General features: G+C 63.5%; 16 protein-coding genes. 1 reads left to right on the forward strand and 15 read right to left on the reverse strand.

What is annotated here, in order from left to right; genetic code table 11:
* Nucleotides 1-25: 25 nt before the first annotated feature.
* From phoR to U5A57_RS16150, 11 genes are all read right to left on the reverse strand, one after another.
* On the reverse strand, nt 26-1,339 hold the full coding sequence (phoR, locus tag U5A57_RS16100) for a phosphate regulon sensor histidine kinase PhoR (RefSeq protein ID WP_321912441.1): 1,314 nt from the start codon (nt 1,337-1,339) through the stop codon (nt 26-28).
* Between the two features lie 132 nt (nt 1,340-1,471).
* Nucleotides 1,472-2,173, reverse strand: a complete 702-nt coding sequence (gene phoB, locus U5A57_RS16105) for a phosphate regulon transcriptional regulator PhoB (RefSeq protein ID WP_042261377.1) — start codon at nt 2,171-2,173, stop codon at nt 1,472-1,474.
* Between the two features lie 34 nt (nt 2,174-2,207).
* On the reverse strand, nt 2,208-2,912 hold the full coding sequence (gene phoU / locus U5A57_RS16110; protein WP_321912443.1) for a phosphate signaling complex protein PhoU: 705 nt from the start codon (nt 2,910-2,912) through the stop codon (nt 2,208-2,210).
* 19 nt (nt 2,913-2,931) lie between these two features.
* Nucleotides 2,932-3,786, reverse strand: coding sequence for a phosphate ABC transporter ATP-binding protein PstB (pstB, locus tag U5A57_RS16115; protein WP_415774635.1), 855 nt, complete (start codon nt 3,784-3,786; stop codon nt 2,932-2,934).
* Between the two features lie 20 nt (nt 3,787-3,806).
* On the reverse strand, nt 3,807-4,703 hold the full coding sequence (pstA, locus tag U5A57_RS16120) for a phosphate ABC transporter permease PstA (RefSeq protein ID WP_321912447.1): 897 nt from the start codon (nt 4,701-4,703) through the stop codon (nt 3,807-3,809).
* Entirely contained in the window at nt 4,700-5,686 is a 987-nt protein-coding gene (pstC, locus tag U5A57_RS16125; RefSeq protein WP_158758209.1) for a phosphate ABC transporter permease PstC, read from the reverse strand. Before pstC ends, pstA begins: the two co-directional genes overlap by 4 nt.
* A gap of 211 nt (nt 5,687-5,897) precedes the next feature.
* The gene (pstS, locus tag U5A57_RS16130; RefSeq protein WP_321912449.1) at nt 5,898-6,929 is read right to left on the reverse strand and encodes a phosphate ABC transporter substrate-binding protein PstS; all 1,032 of its coding nucleotides are present in this window, start codon (nt 6,927-6,929) and stop codon (nt 5,898-5,900) included.
* A 383-nt stretch (nt 6,930-7,312) separates the two neighbouring features.
* Nucleotides 7,313-8,665 (reverse strand): phosphoglucosamine mutase, encoded by a 1,353-nt coding sequence (gene glmM, locus U5A57_RS16135; protein WP_321912451.1) that lies wholly within the window; start codon nt 8,663-8,665, stop codon nt 7,313-7,315.
* A 158-nt stretch (nt 8,666-8,823) separates the two neighbouring features.
* Nucleotides 8,824-9,714: a dihydropteroate synthase gene (gene folP, locus U5A57_RS16140; RefSeq protein ID WP_321912643.1), complete on the reverse strand. Its 891-nt coding sequence runs from the start codon at nt 9,712-9,714 to the stop codon at nt 8,824-8,826.
* Nucleotides 9,715-9,833: 119 nt separating this feature from the next.
* Nucleotides 9,834-11,720: an ATP-dependent zinc metalloprotease FtsH gene (ftsH, locus tag U5A57_RS16145; protein ID WP_321912453.1), complete on the reverse strand. Its 1,887-nt coding sequence runs from the start codon at nt 11,718-11,720 to the stop codon at nt 9,834-9,836.
* A gap of 192 nt (nt 11,721-11,912) precedes the next feature.
* Nucleotides 11,913-12,575: an RlmE family RNA methyltransferase gene (locus U5A57_RS16150; RefSeq protein ID WP_321912454.1), complete on the reverse strand. Its 663-nt coding sequence runs from the start codon at nt 12,573-12,575 to the stop codon at nt 11,913-11,915.
* A gap of 273 nt (nt 12,576-12,848) precedes the next feature.
* On the opposite strand from U5A57_RS16150, the gene U5A57_RS16155 reads away from it, so the two are divergent.
* The gene (locus U5A57_RS16155; protein ID WP_321912455.1) at nt 12,849-13,394 is read left to right on the forward strand and encodes a YhbY family RNA-binding protein; all 546 of its coding nucleotides are present in this window, start codon (nt 12,849-12,851) and stop codon (nt 13,392-13,394) included.
* Nucleotides 13,395-13,450: 56 nt separating this feature from the next.
* Here the strand turns inward: U5A57_RS16155 and U5A57_RS16160 are convergent, their stop codons facing one another.
* From U5A57_RS16160 to carA, 4 genes are all read right to left on the reverse strand, one after another.
* Nucleotides 13,451-13,912: a DUF4149 domain-containing protein gene (locus U5A57_RS16160; protein ID WP_321912644.1), complete on the reverse strand. Its 462-nt coding sequence runs from the start codon at nt 13,910-13,912 to the stop codon at nt 13,451-13,453.
* Nucleotides 13,913-13,999: 87 nt separating this feature from the next.
* Complete coding sequence (gene greA / locus U5A57_RS16165; protein WP_158758216.1) at nt 14,000-14,476, reverse strand: transcription elongation factor GreA; 477 nt, start codon at nt 14,474-14,476, stop codon at nt 14,000-14,002.
* Between the two features lie 219 nt (nt 14,477-14,695).
* Complete coding sequence (carB, locus tag U5A57_RS16170; RefSeq protein ID WP_321912458.1) at nt 14,696-17,950, reverse strand: carbamoyl-phosphate synthase large subunit; 3,255 nt, start codon at nt 17,948-17,950, stop codon at nt 14,696-14,698.
* A 149-nt stretch (nt 17,951-18,099) separates the two neighbouring features.
* The gene (gene carA / locus U5A57_RS16175) at nt 18,100-19,236 is read right to left on the reverse strand and encodes a glutamine-hydrolyzing carbamoyl-phosphate synthase small subunit (protein WP_321912460.1); all 1,137 of its coding nucleotides are present in this window, start codon (nt 19,234-19,236) and stop codon (nt 18,100-18,102) included.
* Nucleotides 19,237-19,719: the final 483 nt, after the last annotated feature.

Genomic DNA, 19,719 nt, shown 5'->3' on the forward strand with positions numbered 1-19,719 from the left:
CTTTTTCAATGGCAACTGCAGATCCTCAGACCGGCGCCGGCTGCCTTCTCGTCGTGCGCGCGGTCGGGAAGCGCACCGTGAACGTGCTGCCCCGCCCTTCCTCGCTCTTCACTTCGAGCGCCGCGTCGTGGCGCTGCAGCACGTGCTTGACGATCGCGAGGCCCAGGCCCGTGCCGCCCGTGTCGCGCGAGCGGCTGCGATCCACGCGATAGAAGCGCTCGGTCAGGCGCGGAATATCGGCGGCCGGAATGCCCAGGCCGCTGTCGGTGACGGAGAACACCGCGCTGCCATGCTCCGCGCGCCAGGATAGATGCACCGTGCCGCCGTCCGGCGTGTAGCGCACCGCATTGGTCGCGAGATTGCCCAGCGCGCTCATGATCTCCGTTTCGGAACCGGTGACGCTCAGGCCGTCGTCGAAATCGGCCGTGATGCGGTGATGGCCGCCCGAAAGGCTTTCGGCGTCCTCGCGCACGTGTCCGAGCACCGCGCGCATGTCGACCATATGGTCGCCGGGCTGACGCCCCTCGCCTTCCAGTTTCGCGAGCACGAGCAGGTCGGTGACGATGTGGCGCATGCGCGAGGCCTGTTGCTCCATCAGCTCCAGGTAGCGGTTGCGCTCGGCTTCGCCAAGCGGCAGCTCGCGCATCGTCTCGAGAAAGCCCGAGAGCACCGTGATCGGCGTTTTCAGCTCGTGCGAGACATTGGCCACGAAGTCGCGCCGCATGGCGTCGGTGCGCTCGAGTTCGGTGATGTCCTGCGAAAGCACGAGCTTGCGGTTCTCGCCGTACGGAAACACCTGCACCGAGATCACATTCTGACGCTTCGCGCCCATGCCGCGCATGATCAGCATGTCCTTGTAGTCGTGCGAATTGAGGTAGCGCACGAAGTCGGGCTGCCGTACGAGATGCGTGATGTGCTGGCGCAGATCGCGCCTCGCGTCGAGCCCGAAGTGGACTTCGGAGATCGCGTTGCACCACTCGATCTGGTCGTGGTCATCAAGCATGGCGACGCCGTTGGGCGAAGCCTGGATCGCCTGGATGAAACGCGAGTGCTGCTGCTCCACCTGGCGCACCTGAGCGTGCCAGCGCTTCGCGAGCTTGTGCAAACGGTAGTAGATTTCGCCCCAGATGCCGGGAGCGCTCGGCACTTCGCCGTAGACCGGAGCGTCGAGCAGGCGCCAGAGACGCTGCTTGTGGAACGTGCTGAAGAGCATTTGCGCGAGCAGCGCCAGCACGGCGATGCCCAGCGCGATCTTGACGCCGAAAATCGCGCCAATACCCGCGCAAATGAGCGCGAGCAAAACGATCGATACGAGGGAGCGCGCCCAGATGATGTTCATGTTCCTGCGATCGAAGAATAATACGGTCGGATGCGGGCACGCGACATCTTGTTACCGCCGCTCGATTGCCGGCGGCAGTGAAGCGGTCGCGCCGCCCGGTGACTCACCCTGCGGCGCGGCCGTTATCCCAGCTTAGGCGCTCTTGGCGAGACGGTAGCCGCTGCCGCGCACCGTTTCGATCATAGCATCGCACCCTGCCGGCTTGAGCGCGGCGCGCAGACGCTTGATATGCACGTCCACGGTGCGCTCTTCCACGAACACGTGATCGCCCCACACCTGGTCGAGCAGTTGCGTGCGGCTGTGCACGCGCTCCGGATGCGTCATGAAGAAGTGCAGCAGGCGGAACTCGGTCGGGCCGAGGTCGAGCTTGATTTCCGAGCCTTCGGCGGCGGCCGCCACGCGGTGCGTGGCCGGATCGAGCTTCAGACCGTTGATCGCCACCACGTCTTCCGTGAGCTGCGGCGCGCGGCGGCGCAGCACCGCCTTGATGCGCGCCATCAGCTCCTTGGGCGAGAACGGCTTCGTCACGTAGTCGTCAGCGCCGATTTCGAGGCCGAGCACCTTGTCCTGCTCGTCGCCACGCGCGGTCAGCATGATGATCGGAATATGCTTCGTACGCTCGTTGTTGCGCAGATCGCGCGCGAAATTCACACCCGACTTGCCCGGCAACATCCAGTCGAGCAGGATGAGATCGGGCAGCACGTCGCTGATCAGGTTCTGCGCCTGCTCCGCGTTGTAGGCGCGGATCGGACAGTGGCCTGCGTGCTGCAGGTTCACCGAAATCAGCTCGGAAATAGCGGGCTCATCTTCGATGACGAGAATGCTGCTAGGCATCGGCACCTCTTGACCTTGTTACCTGTGGAGTTGATTAGCTGAGTGCTTCGCGTTCGAGCGCGTCGCGCGACTTGTGCCGCACGTCGGTGCCCTTCACGATGTAAATGATGAATTCCGCGATGTTCTTCGCGTGGTCGCCGATCCGCTCGATCGCCTTGGCGATGAACAGATAGTCGAGGCCCACGGAGATCGTGCGCGGATCTTCCATCATGTAGCTCACGAGCTTGCGCACGAACGCGCGGAATTCCTCGTCGATCGCCTTGTCGTCGCGCACGATCTGCGCGGCGGCCACGGTGTCGAGACGCGCGAACGCGTCGAGCGCGCGGCGCAGGATCGACACGGCCATCTCGCCCGAGACCTTGATCTCGGCGATGTTGACGGTACGCGAGGCGCCGTCTTCCATCAGGCGCTTCGTGCGCTTGGCGATCTTTTCGGCTTCGTCGCCGGCGCGCTCGAGGTTCGTGATGGTCTTCGAAATGGCGAGTACGAGGCGCAGGTCGCGCGCGGCCGGCTGGCGGCGCGCGATGATGTTGCTGCACTCTTCGTCAATCTCGACTTCCATCGTGTTGAGGCGGTCTTCAGCGGCGATCACGCGCTCGGCGGCGGCGCCGTCGAACTCGTTGAGCGCCTGCATGGCCGTGATGATCTGCGATTCGACGAGGCCGCCCATTTCGAGCACCTTCGACGAAATGAGGTTCAAATCGGCGTCGAACTGGCTGGACAAGTGTTTGTCGGACATGATTTGCTCCCTGCAACGCTCAGCCGAAGCGGCCGGTAATGTAGTCTTCCGTTTCCTTGCGGACCGGCTTGATGAAGATCTTTTCGGTGTCGCCGAACTCGATCAGCTCACCCAGGTACATGTATGCAGTGTAGTCCGAGCAGCGCGCGGCCTGCTGCATGTTATGGGTGACGATCACCACCGTGTAGTCGCTCTTGAGTTCCGCGATCAGCTCTTCGATACGGCCCGTGGAAATCGGGTCGAGCGCCGAGCACGGCTCGTCGAGCAGCAGCACTTCGGGGCGGATCGCAATGCCGCGCGCGATACACAGGCGCTGCTGCTGGCCGCCCGAGAGGCCGTAGCCGCTCTGGCCGAGCTTGTCCTTCACTTCGTTCCAGAGCGCGGCCTTGGTGAGCGCCCACTCCACACGATCGTCCATTTCCGGGCGCGAGAGCTTCTCGAACATCTTCACGCCGAACGCGATGTTGTCGTAAATCGACATCGGGAACGGGGTCGGCTTCTGGAACACCATGCCGATGCGTGCGCGCAGCAGCGAAATATCGCGCTTGGTCGCGAGCAGGTTCTCGCCGTCCATCACGATCTCGCCTTCGGCGCGCTGCTCCGGGTAGAGCGCGAACATCTTGTTGAAGGTGCGCAGAAGCGTGGACTTGCCGCAGCCCGACGGGCCGATGAACGCCGTCACCTTGCCTTCGGGAATCTGCAGGTTGATGTTCTTCAGCGCGTGGTACTTGCCGTAGAAGAAGTTCAGGTCCTTCACGTCGATCTTCGGCTTGCCCAGCGCCGGCAGGCGTGCGTTCTGGGCGGGATCCGCAGGTTCAAACCCAGCGGAGGGCGCATTGCCGTGCGCAGCGGTGTTGAGGTGACTCTCAGCCATGTTCATCGGGAACTCCGCCCTTACTTTTTCGAAAAGACCGTGCGCGCGAGGATATTCAGACCCAGCACGCCCAGCGTGATCAGGAAAACGCCGGCCCACGCAAGCGACTGCCACTGCGCAAACGGGCTCATCGCGAACTTGAAGATCGTGACCGGCAGGTTCGCGATCGGTTGATTCATGTCGGCGCTAAAGAACTGGTTCGACAGCGCGGTGAAGAGCAGCGGCGCGGTTTCGCCGGCGATACGGGCGATGGCGAGCAGCACGCCCGTCACGATGCCGGCAATCGACGCCTTCAGCGTGATGGAGAGCACCATCTTCCACTTCGGCGTGCCGAGTGCGAAAGCCGCTTCGCGCAGCGCGTTCGGCACAAGCTTGAGCATGTTCTCGGTCGTGCGGATCACGATCGGGATCTGCAGCAGCGCGAGCGCAATCGCGCCGGCCCAACCGCTGAAGTGCCCCATCTTCGCGACCACGAGTGCGTAGACGAACAGGCCCACGACGATCGAGGGCGCCGACAGCAGAATGTCGTTGATGAAGCGCGTGACGCTAGCGAGCCAGCCCTTCTGGCCGTATTCCGCGAGATAGATGCCCGCGAGAATGCCGATCGGCGTGCCGACGAACGTTGCGATCACAACGAGCAGCAGGCTGCCGACGATGGCGTTCAGAAGACCGCCGCCATCGGTGTTCGGCGGGGGCGTGGACTGCGTGAACAGCTCGACCGAAAGACCGCCGATGCCGAGCGAAATCGTCGTGTAGAGAATCCACACGAGCCACAGAAGGCCGAACCCCATGGCGGCGAGCGAGAGCGTGAGCGCGATCGCGTTGGTCACGCGGCGGCGGCGCTGCAGCTTGTCGCGCATGCGGTCCAGTTCGGGGCCGTAAATCGCACCCGGAATTTTCATCATCGGTTCGCTCATCGCGCACCCTCCGATTTTTCAAGGCGCAGCAACATGAGCTTCGAGATCGACAGCACGATGAACGTAATCACGAAGAGGATCAGGCCGAGTTCCATCAGCGCGGCCGTGTGCAGGCCCGGGCTCGCTTCCGCGAACTCGTTGGCAAGCGCCGAGGTAATGCTGTTGCCCGGCGAAAAGAGCGACACGTTGTCGAGCAGGTTCGTATTGCCGATCACGAACGTGACGGCCATGGTCTCGCCAAGCGCGCGGCCAAGGCCGAGCATCACGCCGCCGATCACGCCGGTCTTGGTGAACGGCAGCACGATCTTCCACATCACTTCCCAGGTCGTGCAGCCGATGCCGTAGGCCGACTCCTTGAGCAGCACGGGCGTGACTTCGAACACGTCGCGCATGACCGACGCGATGTACGGAATGATCATGATCGCGAGAATCACGCCGGCGCACAGAATGCCGATGCCAATAGGCGCGCCCTGGAACAGCGCGCCGACGATCGGCATGCCGCCCAGCAGCGTGCCGAGCGGCTTTTCGAACCACTGCGCGAAGATCGGCGCGAACACGAGCAGACCCCACATACCGTAGACGATCGACGGGATCGCGGCGAGCAGTTCGATGGCGATGCCGAGCGGCCGGCGCAGCCATGCGGGCGAAAGCTCGGTGAGAAAGAGCGCGATGCCGAAGCTCACGGGTACGGCAATGATGAGCGCGATGAGCGACGTGGCGATCGTGCCGTAGATGGGCACGAGCGCGCCGAACTGCTCGCTGGGTGGATCCCAGTCGGCAGTCCAGAGGAATGCGAAACCGAACTTCTGGATCGTCGGCAACGAGGCGACGATCAGCGACACGATGATGCCGCCGAGCAGCAACAGCGTGACGATGGCAGCGAGGCGCGCGAGGCCGCCAAAAATGATGTCCCCTGCCGGGCTGGGCGCTTTTTGCTGCGCGGCGTTGCCGGGCGGGTTCGACACGAGCGGGACGTCGGACATGGTGACCTGGGTTCCAGTTGCCGCGAGCGCGAGGCTCACGACGTTGATGCAGCCGTAGGACTGCAGATCGCCCGCCTTCCGGCCGTTAATACTGACGACTGAGCCGGAAGGCGGGCGGCACATCATGGACAGCGCGGAATCAGGCAAGCCACAAGCGAACAGGCCGCGCGCGTCACGCGGCGGCCTTTTTTACGCTTGCCTGACGCCTGGCTTACTCAGCGACCGGCTTGCCGCTCGCGTCCTTGACCTTCTCCTTCCACTGCGACTTGATTTCGCTCACAACCGACGGCGGCAGCGAGATGTAGTCGAGGCTGTCAGCAGCCGGCGTGCCGTTCTTGAAGGCCCAGTCGAAGAACTTGAGCGTTTCCTTGCCCTGGTCCGGCTTGTCCTGTGCCGTGTGCAGCAGCACGAAGGTCGCGCCGACAACCGGCCATGCGTCCTTGCCCGGCTCGTTCGTGAGGATCTGGTAGAACGACTTCTTCCAGTCCGCGCCGGCAGCCGCTGCCTTGAACGTTTCGGTATCCGGCTGAACCACCGCGCCCGACTCGTTCTTCATGGCAGTGTAGACCATGTGATTTTGCTTGGCGTACGCCCACTCGACGTAGCCGATCGCGCCCGGCAGGCGCTGCACGAAGGCGGCGACGCCGTCGTTGCCCTTGCCGCCCGTGCCCGTCGGCCATGCCACGGTCGTGCCTTCGCCGACCTTGCTCTTCCACTCGGGGTTGACCTTCGAGAGGTAGTTCGTCCAGATGAAGCTGGTGCCCGAACCGTCGGCGCGGCGGACCACAGCGATGTCGAGGTCAGGCAGCTTGACCTTCGGGTTCAGCGCGACGATGGCCGGATCGTTCCACTTCTTGATCTTGCCGAGGTAGATGTCGCCGAGCACCGGGCCCGACAGCGTGATTTCGCCGGCCTTCACGCCCGGCACGTTGATCGCCGGCACGACGCCGCCGACCACCGTCGGGAACTGGAACAGGCCTTCCTTGGCCAGATCTTCGTCCTTCAGCGGCGCGTCCGAGCCCGCGAAGTCAACGGTCTTGGCTTGAATCTGCTTGATGCCACCCGACGAACCAATGCCCTGGTAATTCACCTTGCCGCCGCCCGACTTTTGATAGGCATCCGCCCATTTCGTATAGATCGGTGCTGCGAAGGTGCTACCCGCGCCAGTGATGTCAGCAGCCTGCGCTGCGATCGCGAAGAGCGCGCCAGCAACGCCAGCGAGCGCGGTTTGCATCAATTTCATGAGACCTCCAGTGTGTGAGCGGATGAACGACACCGCGAAGCTTAGGGGGTCTCTGTGACAGTACTGTGACGATTCATGAAGCAAACGTGACAGTACGATTACTGGCTGAAAGGCGCGTGGATATGCGTATTGGGCGGTCTGTGAGGTGCGCTCGCGCGATGGCCGGCATGGGTGGCCGCGGCTGAAACGCCCACCGGATGGGCGCTCGGACGGCGTCCCGGGGTCCGATGAAAAAATTCGAGGAATTCCTCGAAAATGATTTGCAAACGGTTATGTGAGTGTTTTAAACGTTTGCCTGCTTGCGCTTCGACGTCGAAAAAATCGCAAAAAAATGAGCGTGACGGCGGCTTGCGCCATCACGCTCATCGGCTTGTCGCTGACGATTACGCGATCGAACGCTTGACCACGTTGGCGATCGCCTCGGCGTAGTGCACCGTGTCGCGCTCCTCGCGAGCCTCGACCATCACGCGCAGCACCGGCTCCGTGCCCGAAGCGCGGATCAGCACACGCCCCTTGCCCTTCAATTCCGCCTCTGCGGAAGCGATCGACTGCTGGATCTCGGCATTGCCCTTCCAGTCGGCGCCATGCGCGATGCGCACGTTGATGAGCTTCTGCGGAAACAGCTTCACGCCGTCGAGCAGTTGCGCGATTGTCTTGCCGCTGCGTTTCATCGCCGCGAGCACGAGCAACGCCGAGACGATGCCGTCGCCGGTCGTGTGGCGGTCGAGCGAAAGAATGTGACCCGAGCCTTCGGCGCCGAGCTGCCAGCCGCGCTCGCGCAGTTGCTCCAGCACGTAGCGGTCGCCCACGTTCGCGCGCACGAGCTGCACGCCAAGACCTTCGAGCGCCTGCTCGATCGCAAGATTGGTCATGAGCGTGCCGACCGCCCCTTCCACCTTGCCATCGGTCGCAATGCGGTCCTTCACGAGCACGTAGAGCAGTTCGTCGCCGTTGTAGAGGCGGCCTTGTGCGTCCACCACCTGGAGACGGTCGGCGTCGCCGTCCAGCGCGATGCCGAGGTCGGCGTGATTCGCGCGCACGGCGCGCACGAGCGCGTCGGGCGCGGTCGCGCCCACGCCGTCGTTGATATTGAAACCGTTCGGCGACACGCCAATCGGAATCACGTCCGCGCCCAGTTCATGGAACACGTGCGGCGCGATGTCATAACCCGCGCCGTTGGCACAGTCGATCACGAGCTTGAGGCCGCGCAGGTTGAACGCCTGCGGGAACGTGCTCTTGCAGAACTCGATGTAGCGACCGCCCGCGTCGTGCAGGCGGCGTGCGCGGCCGAGTTGCTCTGACGGGGCGCACGCGAGCGGCTGCTCGAGCTGTTCCTCGATTTGCGTCTCCACCTCGTCGGGGAGCTTGTTGCCGTCGGCGGAGAAGAACTTGATGCCGTTGTCGTAGTAGGGATTGTGCGACGCGCTGATCACGACGCCCGCGGCAAGCCGCAGCGCACGCGTGAGATAGGCGATGCCGGGCGTGGTCATCGGCCCGGCCAGCATCACGTCGATGCCCGCGGCCGACAGCCCCGCCTCCAGAGAAGCTTCGAGCATATAGCCCGAAATACGCGTGTCCTTGCCGATCAGCACGGACGGGCGCGGCCCGGATACCCCCGCCGACCCAGCGAGCACCTTGCCCGCCGCGTAGCCTAGCCGAAGCACGAAATCGGGCGTGATCGGCGCCTCGCCGACCTTGCCACGCACCCCATCAGTTCCGAAATAACGACGTCCCATCTTTCTATCCCTCGGTTTGGTGCTGCCTTGTCCTGTATTTTGGCCGCCCGGATGCGTTCGTGCATCCCGTGGCAAAGAGCGTCGCCGGTCGATCGCGCAGTTGGTCGCGCAGTCGGTCACGCAGTTCTCGCGCGGGCGCTCGCTGACCCTCGCGCAGACTATGCGCCGACCGCCATCGCGTCGCGCATCGCCGCCCAGACCTTGAGCGCGTCCACAGTGGGCGCGACGTCATGCACGCGAATGATCGCCGCACCGCGTTCCGCCGCGCATACCGCCGCCGCCACGCTCGCCGCAACACGTTCGGGCGCAGGCCGGTTCACGAGTGCGCCGAGCATCGACTTGCGCGACATGCCGGCGAGGATCGGATACGGCGCGCCACCTGCCGCGACCTCAGGCGCCGTCTCGGGCAAATGCGCGAGCAGTGCGTAATTGTGCTCCACCACCGACTTGCCGAAACCAAAGCCCGGATCCACGCTGATGCGCGCCTTCGCCACGCCCGCCGCTTCGAGTTCGACACAACGCCCGGCGAGAAACTCACGAACCTCACGCACGACGTCCACGTAATCGGGCTCGCCCACCTGCATGGTCTGCGGCTCGCCATGCATGTGCATCACACACAGTCCGCATGCGCTGCCGCGCACGGTTTCGATTGCGCCAGGCATCCGGAAACCCCAGATGTCGTTGATCATGTCTGCGCCTGCCGCAAGCGCCGCGCGCATGACTTCGGGCTTGTATGTGTCGATCGAGAGCGGCACGTTCGCGCCCTTGAGCTTTTCCACCAGCGGAATCACCCGCTCGAGTTCCTCGTCGAGTGGCACGGGCGGTGCGCCCGGCCGCGTCGACTCACCGCCAATGTCGATGATATCGACGCCGTCGAGCATCATCTGCTCCGCGCGGCGCACGGCGTCGCCAAAAGCGATGTACCGGCCGCCGTCGGAAAACGAGTCGCGCGTGGCGTTGAGGATGCCCATGACGAGCGGACGCTCGAAAGTCAACGTGAAGCGGCCGCACGCGAGCGGTTCAGGTGGGAGACTACCTTGCGAGGAGATGTTGGGCACGTCAAGAAACGTCAGATGTGTAACGAGATGCGGCGGCCCACAGGCACGCCAGAAATGCAAAACGGGCCGATGTGAACATCACACCGGCCCGCAACTTTACTCGATCAGGATCACGCCGGTGCAGTGGCGCTACCGGGTTTGACCTCGGTGCCCGTGCTACCGCCCGAGGAGGCGTCGCCCGGCGACGGCGAGCTCTTCGGCGAGCGCGGCGGACGGCCGGCCATGATGTCGTTGATCTGGTCGGCGTCGATCGTTTCCCACTCCATGAGTGCCGCGGTCATGGCTTCGACCTTGTCGCGGTTCTCGTCGAGCAGGCGCTTCGCGAGGTTGTACTGCTCGTCCAGCACGCGGCGGATTTCCGCGTCGACCTTCTGCTGCGTCGCTTCCGAGATCGCACGCGTGAAGCCCTTGCCGAACGGGCCGCCGTCGTTGTCGTCGTCGGCGTAGACCATCGGTCCCATCGCGTCGGTCATGCCGAAGCGCGTGACCATGGCACGAGCCGTTTGCGTCGCCTTGTTGAAGTCGTCCGAGGCGCCCGTGCTGATCAGGTTCATGAACAGCTCTTCCGCCACGCGGCCGCCGAACAGGATGGCCAGACGATCCAGCAGGTAGTCCTTCGAATACGTTTCGTTGTCGTGCTCGGGCAACTGCCACGTCACGCCCAGCGCACGGCCGCGCGGAATGATCGTGACCTTGTGCACCGGGTCCGCCTTCGGCAGCAGCTTTGCGATGACCGCGTGACCCGACTCGTGGTACGCCGTGGCGCGCTTCGCTTCTTCGCGGATCACGGCCGACTTGCGCTCCGGACCCATGAAGATCTTGTCCTTCGCGTCTTCGAAGTCCTGCATCTCGACGATGCGCTTGCCGCGGCGCGCGGCGAAGAGCGCAGCTTCGTTCACGAGGTTCGCGAGGTCAGCACCCGAAAAGCCCGGCGTGCCACGCGCGATCACCGCTGCATCCACGTCGTTGGCAATCGGCACCTTGCGCAGGTGCACCTTCATGATCTGCTCGCGGCCCCGAATGTCCGGCAGGCCCACATACACCTGGCGGTCGAAACGGCCCGGACGCAGCAGCGCCTTGTCGAGCACGTCGGAACGGTTGGTTGCCGCGATCACGATGACGCCCGAGTTCGCCTCGAAGCCGTCCATCTCGACCAGCATCTGGTTCAGCGTCTGCTCGCGCTCGTCGTTGCCGCCGCCCATGCCGGCGCCACGATGACGGCCGACCGCGTCGATTTCGTCGATGAACACGATACACGGCGCGTGCTTCTTGGCCTGCTCGAACATGTCGCGCACGCGGGCCGCGCCCACGCCAACGAACATTTCCACGAAGTCCGAACCCGAGATGCTGAAGAACGGCACCTTCGCTTCGCCGGCAATGGCGCGCGCAAGCAGCGTCTTACCCGTACCCGGAGGTCCAACGAGCAGCACGCCGCGCGGAATACGCCCACCGAGCTTCTGGAATTTTTGCGGATCGCGCAGGAAGTCGACGAGTTCGGACACTTCTTCCTTCGCTTCGTCGCAGCCTGCGACGTCGGAGAAGTTGACCGCGTTGTTGTTCTCGTCGATCAGGCGGGCGCGCGATTTACCAAAGGAGAACGCCCCGCCTTTGCCGCCCCCCTGCATCTGCCTCATCATGTAGAACCAGAACACGATGATCAGTATCGTCGGTCCAAGGTAGTACAACGCCGAAACGAGCGCATTCGGCTCTTCGTCGGCCTTGCCGCTCACCTGCACGCCGTATTTCATCAGGTCGCCGACCATCCAGATATCGCCCGGAGAGACGATCTGGTATTTCTGGCCGTCAGCCGGAGTGACCGTGAGGTTCCGCCCCTGCACCACGACACTCTTGACCTTGCCGGCCTTCGCGTCGTCCATGAACTGCGAGTACGAGACGCCTTCCTGGACACGGGGCTTGTCGAACTGCTTGAACACCGTAAACAGCACCAGTGCTATCACCAGCCACACTGCTGCCTTCGAAAACATGTTGTTGTTCAAAGCACCACTCCTTCACTCATAGATGGGCGCCTACATTTGCCTTGCGACACCACCAAAGCATTCTAATCCAGTACACCGACCCCTGCCATAACGTTTCGCTACCGCAGGAATAGCCCGAGCGCCTTGTCCTGTCCGCCTCTTGCACCCATTGTGCGGTCAGTTAGCGCCTTTTGCACGGCAATCATGCCCCGTTTAACGGGGGCGCTTCAGATGTTTGCCCAATATAAACGTTTCGGACGATTTATCGCGCGAAGCCTTCGGCTTGCGCGCCGCCACAACCTTGAACTGATCCTTGAACTTCTCGACGATCTGGCTGTAGCCGCTGCCGTGGAAACATTTGACTAAAAGGGCACCATCGGGTTTCAGATGATTCTGCGAAAACTCGAGCGCGAGATCGCACACGTGTTCGATACGCGCCGCGTCTGCCGACGCGACCCCCGAGAGATTGGGTGCCATGTCCGAAATTACAAGATCGACCGGGCGCCCACCCACCAATTCTTCCAGTTGCGCGAGCACATCGTCCTCGCGGAAGTCGCCCTGCAGGAACTGCACGTCCGAAATGGGTTCCATGGGCAGGAGGTCGAGCGCGATGATTGTGCCGTCGATGCCGCCTTCGCGTTGGTCGTCGCGCTTCGTGCCTTGTGCGAGCTTGTTGCGCGCGTACTGGCTCCAGCTGCCGGGCGCGGCGCCGAGGTCCACGATCACCATGCCGGGGCGGATCAGCTTGTCCTGCTCGTCGATTTCCTTGAGCTTGTACGCGGCGCGGGCGCGATAGCCCTCCCGCTGCGCCATTTTCACGTACGGGTCGTTGATATGGTCGTGCAGCCACGACTGGTTGAAGCGATTTTTTGCCATTAAAGATGAACTCTTGCTGCGTGATTCCGCGCTTTTAGCGGATAATACGCGTTTTATTCGTGCGGCCGTCGCGGCCCGCCTGGCCGGATGTTCTTTCCTCCGCCGGCGTTTTTTGCCCGCGCCCTGCCGTTCCCCACGGTTTTCCGTTGTTCCGACGCGCTTTGCCCGCTGGCGGCCCGCTACTCGCGGACCGCATCTACGTCTGCCCAGGTTGTCAATTCATGCCTGGCGAACTGCGCGGCGCCGTCATTTTAGTCGAGTCTGCCACATCCCATGCCCGCCCTCACTCTTTCCGCCGAACAGCGCTCCGAACTGCGCTCCCAGGCTCACGCGCTCAAACCGGTCGTACTCATCGGCGCCGAGGGACTGACCGACGCCGTGCTCAAGGAAATCAAGGTTCACCTCGCCGCGCACCAACTTATCAAGGTGCGCGTATTCGGTGACGAACGCGAAGAGCGCCTCGCGATCTACGAAGAGATCTGCGACCGCCTGAGCGCCGCCCCGATCCAGCACATCGGCAAGCTGCTCGTCATCTACAAGCCCGAGGAAGCCAAGGCGAAGGCTACGACCGCGCGCGCTGGCGCCCGCGGCACCGTGTCGCGCCCGTCGGCCGACGTCCCGAGCGCTCGCGAAGCGGGCAAGCGCGGCGCCGCACCGCGCGTCGTCAAGGTCGTCAAGGCCAGCGACAACCCGATGCGCAAGCCGAAGTCGCAAAAAGTGACGGTCAAGGGTAATGAGCGCGTCACGCAAGGCGGCAACATCAAGCGCGCCAAGAAGCGCCAAACCAGCTCCAAGCGGGCCCACCAGGGTTCGAAGTAAAAAAGCGCGGCCTTCGAGCCGCGCTTTTTTTCGGCGCCAGCGGCTGGGGCACTCGCTTACTGCGCGCAAGCTCCGAGGCGCTGCGGCAACGCGCCGCGCGCCGAAGGCAGCAGCCAGACGAGCCACGCACCAAGCAGGCTCTGCACGAGATAGAACAGGCTCGACACGCCATGCAGCAAGCCGAAGCGGCTCGCATAGGGCGAGCTGGCCACATCCATGCCCGCGCTCATGGCCTGAACGCGCAATGCGTTCATAAACGGCTGCAGCGCGAAATAGCCGATCAGCACGCACAGCAGCATCGCCGCCAGAATCCAGCGCAACCGGCGGTAACCCAGCGCGCCGCGGCGCGCGAGCACGTTCGACAGGCCGAGCAGCAGCACGCCGCACACCACGCCGATCACGCCTTCAAGACGAAAGAACTGCGCGGCAAGCTCGCCGGCCACCACCCTTTCGAGCGACGCGAACAAAACGGGCGCGACCGCATAGCCAATGGTCAGCTGGCTGCCGACCCACAACATGGCGAGCAGCCCGAAAATCCGATGCGGAACGAGCGAAACGGGAGCGGCGTAACCCGCCTGACTTGCGGTACTCACGTCGATATGCCCTCAGACGTAGCGAACCTCGATGACCTCGTACTCGCGCACGCCGCTCGGGGCCTGCACTTCGGCGACGTCGCCTTCGGACTTGCCGATCAGTGCGCGCGCGATCGGCGAGCTGACCGAGATCAGGCCGTGCTCGAGGTCGGCTTCGTCGTCGCCGACGATCTGGTAGGTCACCGTCTTGCCGGAATCGAGGTCTTCGAGATCCACGGTCGAGCCGAACACGATGCGGCCGTCCGCTTCGAGGGTGGACGGGTCGATGATCTGTGCGGCCGACAGCTTCGATTCGATTTCGGCGATGCGGCCTTCGATGAAGCCCTGCTTTTCCTTCGCCGCATCGTATTCCGCGTTTTCCGACAGGTCGCCTTGGGCGCGCGCTTCGGAGATCGCGTTGATGACCGCCGGACGCTCGACGGATTTCAGGCGCTGCAGCTCGCCGCGAAGTTGGTCTGCACCGCGCTTGGTCAAGGGAATCGTGCTCATAAACAACTCGTACGGCCCACAAGGGCCTAAAGAAGGCCGCGCCACGCCAGCGTGTCGCGAGCGTTGCGGCCATAAAAAAAATTCCGCGGTTAAGTGCATCCCGCGAGGGCGGCTGCGCAGCCTGGCGCAGCCTGAAAACCCTGTTGGGACGCCGCTTAACCGCGGCACATTCAGCTCTTTTAGCCTGCCTCGTTGAGCGTTAGACAGACAATTGAAGCCTTAGTTTAGGCGAGCATGGAGGCCTTGTAAATCATAGACTTCCAGGTTCTTCAGGTAGCGCAGACCCTCGACGGCCGCGCGTGCGCCCGACATCGTCGTGTAGTAGGTGACCTTGTTGGCCTGCGCGCTCATGCGGATCGAACGCGAATCGGCGATCGCCGAGCGGGTTTCGTCGACGGTCGTGAACACGAGCGAAATCTCGCCGTTCTTGATCATGTCGACGATGTGCGGACGGCCGTCCTTCACCTTGTTCACGACCTTCACCGGCACGCCGGCCGCCTCGATTGCGGCAGCCGTGCCGCGCGTGGCGACGATCGGGTAGCCGAGCTCGTGCAGCATGCGCGCGACTTCCACGGCCTTGGGCTTGTCGGCGTCCATCACGGTGATGAAGACGGTGCCCGACTCCGGCAGGCGCGAACCCGCCGCGAGCTGCGACTTGAAGAGCGCTTCGCCGAACGTCTTGCCCACGCCCATCACTTCGCCGGTGGAACGCATTTCCGGTCCGAGCACCGGGTCGACGGTCGGGAACTTGATGAACGGGAACACCGCTTCCTTCACGCTGAAGTAAGGCGGCACGACTTCCTTCGTCACGCCCTGGTCCGCCAGCTTCTGGCCGACCATTGCGCGCGCCGCGATTTTCGCGAGCGGCAGGCTGGTCGCCTTCGAAACGTACGGCACGGTACGCGAAGCACGCGGGTTCACTTCCAGCACGTAGATGATGTCCTTCTTCGAACCGTCATCCTGCGGCACTTGCTGGATCGCGAACTGCACGTTCATCAGGCCGACCACGTTCAGCGCCTTGGCCATCGCGGCGGTTTGACGCTTGAGTTCGTCGACCGTTTCCTTCGACAGCGAGTACGGCGGCAGCGAGCAAGCCGAGTCGCCCGAGTGCACGCCCGCCTGTTCGATATGCTCCATCACGCCGCCGATGAACACGTCGGTGCCGTCGGAGATGCAGTCCACGTCGCATTCGATCGCATCGTTCAGGAAGCGGTCGAGCAGCACCGGCGAGTCGTTCGACACCTTCACGGCCTCGCGCATGTAGCGCTCGAGGTCGCGCGGCTCGTGGACGATTTCCATGGCGCGGCCGCCCAGCACGTACGACGGACGCACGACGAGCGGGTAGCCGATTTCGTCGGCGAGCTTCAGCGCTTCGTCTTCGGCACGCGCGGTGCGGTTCGGCGGCTGGCGCAGGTTCAGGTCCTGCAGCAGCTTCTGGAAGCGTTCGCGGTCTTCCGCCGCGTCGATCATGTCCGGCGACGTGCCGACGATGGGCACGCCATTGGCTTCGAGGTCGAGCGCGAGCTTCAGCGGCGTCTGGCCGCCGTACTGAACGATCACGCCAACCGGCTTTTCCAGGTCGACGATTTCGAGCACGTCTTCGAGCGTGAGCGACTCGAAGTACAGGCGGTCGGACGTGTCGTAATCGGTCGACACCGTTTCCGGGTTGCAGTTGACCATGATCGTTTCGTAGCCGTCTTCGCGCATGGCGAGCGCGGCGTGCACGCAGCAGTAGTCGAACTCGATACCCTGGCCGATCCGGTTCGGGCCGCCGCCCAGCACCATGATCTTCTTGTTGTTCGTCGGGTTGGCCTCGCACTCGTCCTCATAGGTCGAGTACATGTAGGCGGTCTTCGTCGCGAACTCGGCCGCGCAGGTGTCCACGCGCTTGTAGACCGGGCGCACGTTCAGCTCGATACGACGCTTGCGCACGTCGGCAGCATTCGCGCCGAGCAGCTTCGCCAGGCGGCGATCCGAGAAACCGCTCTGCTTGAGGTAACGCAGTTCGTCCTTCGAAAGGCTCTCGAGCGTGCGGCCACGGACAGCGGCTTCCTTCTTGATGATTTCTTCGATTTGCGCGAGGAACCACGGGTCGATCGCGGTTTCTTCGAAGATCTCTTCGCGCGTCATGCCCACGCGGAACGCGTCGCCCACGTACCAGATGCGGTCCGGACCGGCTTCGCCGATCTCGCGGATGATCTCGTCGCGGCTCGTGGTCTTTTCGTCCAGACCGTCCACGCCGACTTCCAGACCGCGCAGCGCCTTCTGGAACGACTCCTGGAACGTGCGGCCGATGGCCATCACTTCGCCCACCGACTTCATCTGCGTGGTGAGACGCGGGTCGGCTTCGCGGAACTTCTCGAACGCGAAACGCGGAATCTTCGTGACAACGTAGTCGATGGTCGGCTCGAACGAGGCCGGCGTCTGACCGCCCGTGATTTCGTTCTTGAGCTCGTCCAGCGTGTAGCCGACGGCCAGCTTCGCGGCGACCTTGGCGATCGGGAAGCCCGTGGCCTTCGAAGCCAGTGCCGACGAACGCGACACGCGCGGGTTCATTTCGATCACGATCATGCGGCCCGTTTTCGGGTCGATCGAGAACTGGACGTTCGAACCGCCCGTGTCCACGCCGATTTCGCGCAGCACAGCCAGCGAGGCGTCACGCAGGATCTGGTATTCCTTGTCGGTGAGCGTTTGCGCCGGTGCGACGGTGATCGAGTCGCCGGTGTGGATGCCCATCGGGTCGAGGTTTTCGATCGAGCAGACGATGATGCAGTTATCCGCCTTGTCGCGGACCACTTCCATCTCGTATTCCTTCCAGCCGAGCAGCGATTCTTCGATCAGCAGTTCGCGCGTAGGCGACAGATCGAGACCGCGCTTGCAGATCTCTTCGAATTCTTCGCGGTTGTACGCGATGCCGCCGCCCGAGCCGCCGAGCGTGAACGACGGACGGATCACGACCGGGTAGCCGCCCGTGCCGGTGGCTTCGGAGATTTCGCCCTGCACCTTGAGCGCCTCTTCCATCGAGTGCGCCACGCCCGACTTCGCCGAACCGAGACCGATCTTGGTCATCGCGTCCTTGAACTTCTGGCGGTCTTCGGCCTTGTCGATGGCTTCCGGCGATGCGCCGATCAGCTCGACGTTGTACTTCTTCAGCACGCCGTGGTGGTGCAGGTCGAGCGCGCAGTTCAGCGCGGTCTGGCCGCCCATCGTCGGCAGGATCGCGTCGGGGCGCTCCTTCTCGATGATGCGCTCCACCACTTCCCACGTGATCGGCTCGATGTAGGTGACATCGGCCGTGTTCGGGTCGGTCATGATCGTCGCCGGATTGCTGTTGACGAGGATGACCTTGTAGCCTTCTTCACGCAGCGCCTTGCATGCCTGCGCGCCCGAATAGTCGAACTCGCACGCCTGGCCGATGATGATCGGACCCGCGCCGATGATGAGAATGCTCTTGATGTCTGTCCGCTTGGGCATAACGCTCTCGCTAAATATTCCTGTGTCTTTTTACGTCTGGCGGCTTGCTGCTTTCTTTGCCTGCCGCCCGGGTACGCGCGTGGGCCGTTATTCAACCCGGCTCGCTGCGCACCCTGCTCTGCGCTTTCGCTTCGGCTTCAGCGCGACGCTTACGCCTTCGCCTTGTCCATCAGCGCCGTGAAGCGGTCGAACAGATAGCCAATGTCCTGCGGGCCCGGCGACGCTTCCGGGTGACCCTGGAAGCAGAACGCGGGCTTGTCGGTCAGCTCGAAGCCTTGCAGCGTGCCGTCGAACAGCGACACGTGCGTGACGCGCGCGTTCGCGGGCAGCGTGGCGGCGTCGACCGCAAAGCCGTGGTTCTGCGACGTGATCACCACGCGGCCGTCGGCCAGATCCTTGACCGGATGGTTCGCGCCGTGGTGGCCCGTCTTCATCTTCAGCGTCTTCGCGCCGACGGCGAGGCCCATGATCTGGTGACCGAGGCAGATACCGAACGTGGGAATGCCGCGTTCGATGAATGCCTGCGCCGCCTTGATCGCGTAGTCGCACGGTTCCGGGTCGCCCGGGCCGTTCGAGAGGAACACGCCGTCCGGGTTCAGCGCGAGCGCGTCTTCAGCCGTCGACTGCGCCGGCAGCACCGTCACATCGCAGCCGCGTTCGGCCAGCATGCGCAGGATGTTCTGCTTCACGCCGTAGTCGAACGCGACGACCTTGTACTTCGGCGCCGACTGCGTGCGGTAGCCTTCGCCCAGACGCCATTCCGTGGTGTTCCACGTGTACGACTTGTCCGTCGAAACGACCTTCGCGAGGTCCATGCCCGCGAGGCCCGGGAACGAGCGCGCGAGTTCGATGGCCTTCGCTTCGTCGTCGGAACCGGCGAGGATCGCGCCGTTCTGCGCGCCCTTGTCACGCAGAATACGCGTGAGCTTGCGCGTATCGATGCCGGCGATGGCGACCACGCCTTCGTCCTTCAGATACTGGCCGAGCGTGCGCTCCATGCGGAAGTTCGAGGCGAGCACGGGCAGGTCGCGGATGATCAGACCGGCGGCATGGACTTTCGTGGCTTCGACGTCTTCGGCGTTGACGCCGACGTTGCCGATATGCGGATACGTGAGGGTGACGATCTGGCGAGCGTAGCTCGGGTCGGTCAGGATTTCCTGATAACCGGTGATGGCCGTGTTGAACACGACTTCACCGATCGTATGACCCGGCGCGCCGATCGAGTAACCACGAAAGACCGTGCCGTCGGCGAGCGCGAGCAGAGCGGGAGAGAATGACGGCAACACGGGAGACTCCTTGGGGGAGCACCCTGTGCCGACCTGTTATCCGACGTTGCGATCTTGCGACCTGAGAGCGGCTGCGGCGTCGGCATCCTTTTCTGTGAAGATCAGGATGCGCGCGCGGCTCGCTCGCTACGCGACCCCATCAGCGGTCGACCGTTGTGGCGCCGGGCCACGAGCGCGCGTTTGTGACGCGGGATCGGGCGGCAGCCGGCCAGTTGACGATGAAGCGCGGGCGGCGGATGAACGGATGGGAAGAGGTAGGCGCTAGGGTGCGGGTTGATAAGCTCAAACCTTGAAATTATAGCGCGAAAGTCACCTTTCCTTCAAATTCCAGGATGACGCTGGCGACGGAGAGCGTGCTCGCAGCCCGGTGCACGGCCCTATCCACTATAGCGGGCGGACGCGTGGCGGCAAGCGCCGCTTCTGTTTTTGGCACCCACCAATGAAAACGCCGCCACCTGGCAGGGTGACGGCGTCAAACACAAC

Origin of the sequence: Paraburkholderia sp. J11-2 (assembly GCF_905220185.1) — a bacterium.
Lineage (GTDB): Bacteria > Pseudomonadota > Gammaproteobacteria > Burkholderiales > Burkholderiaceae > Paraburkholderia.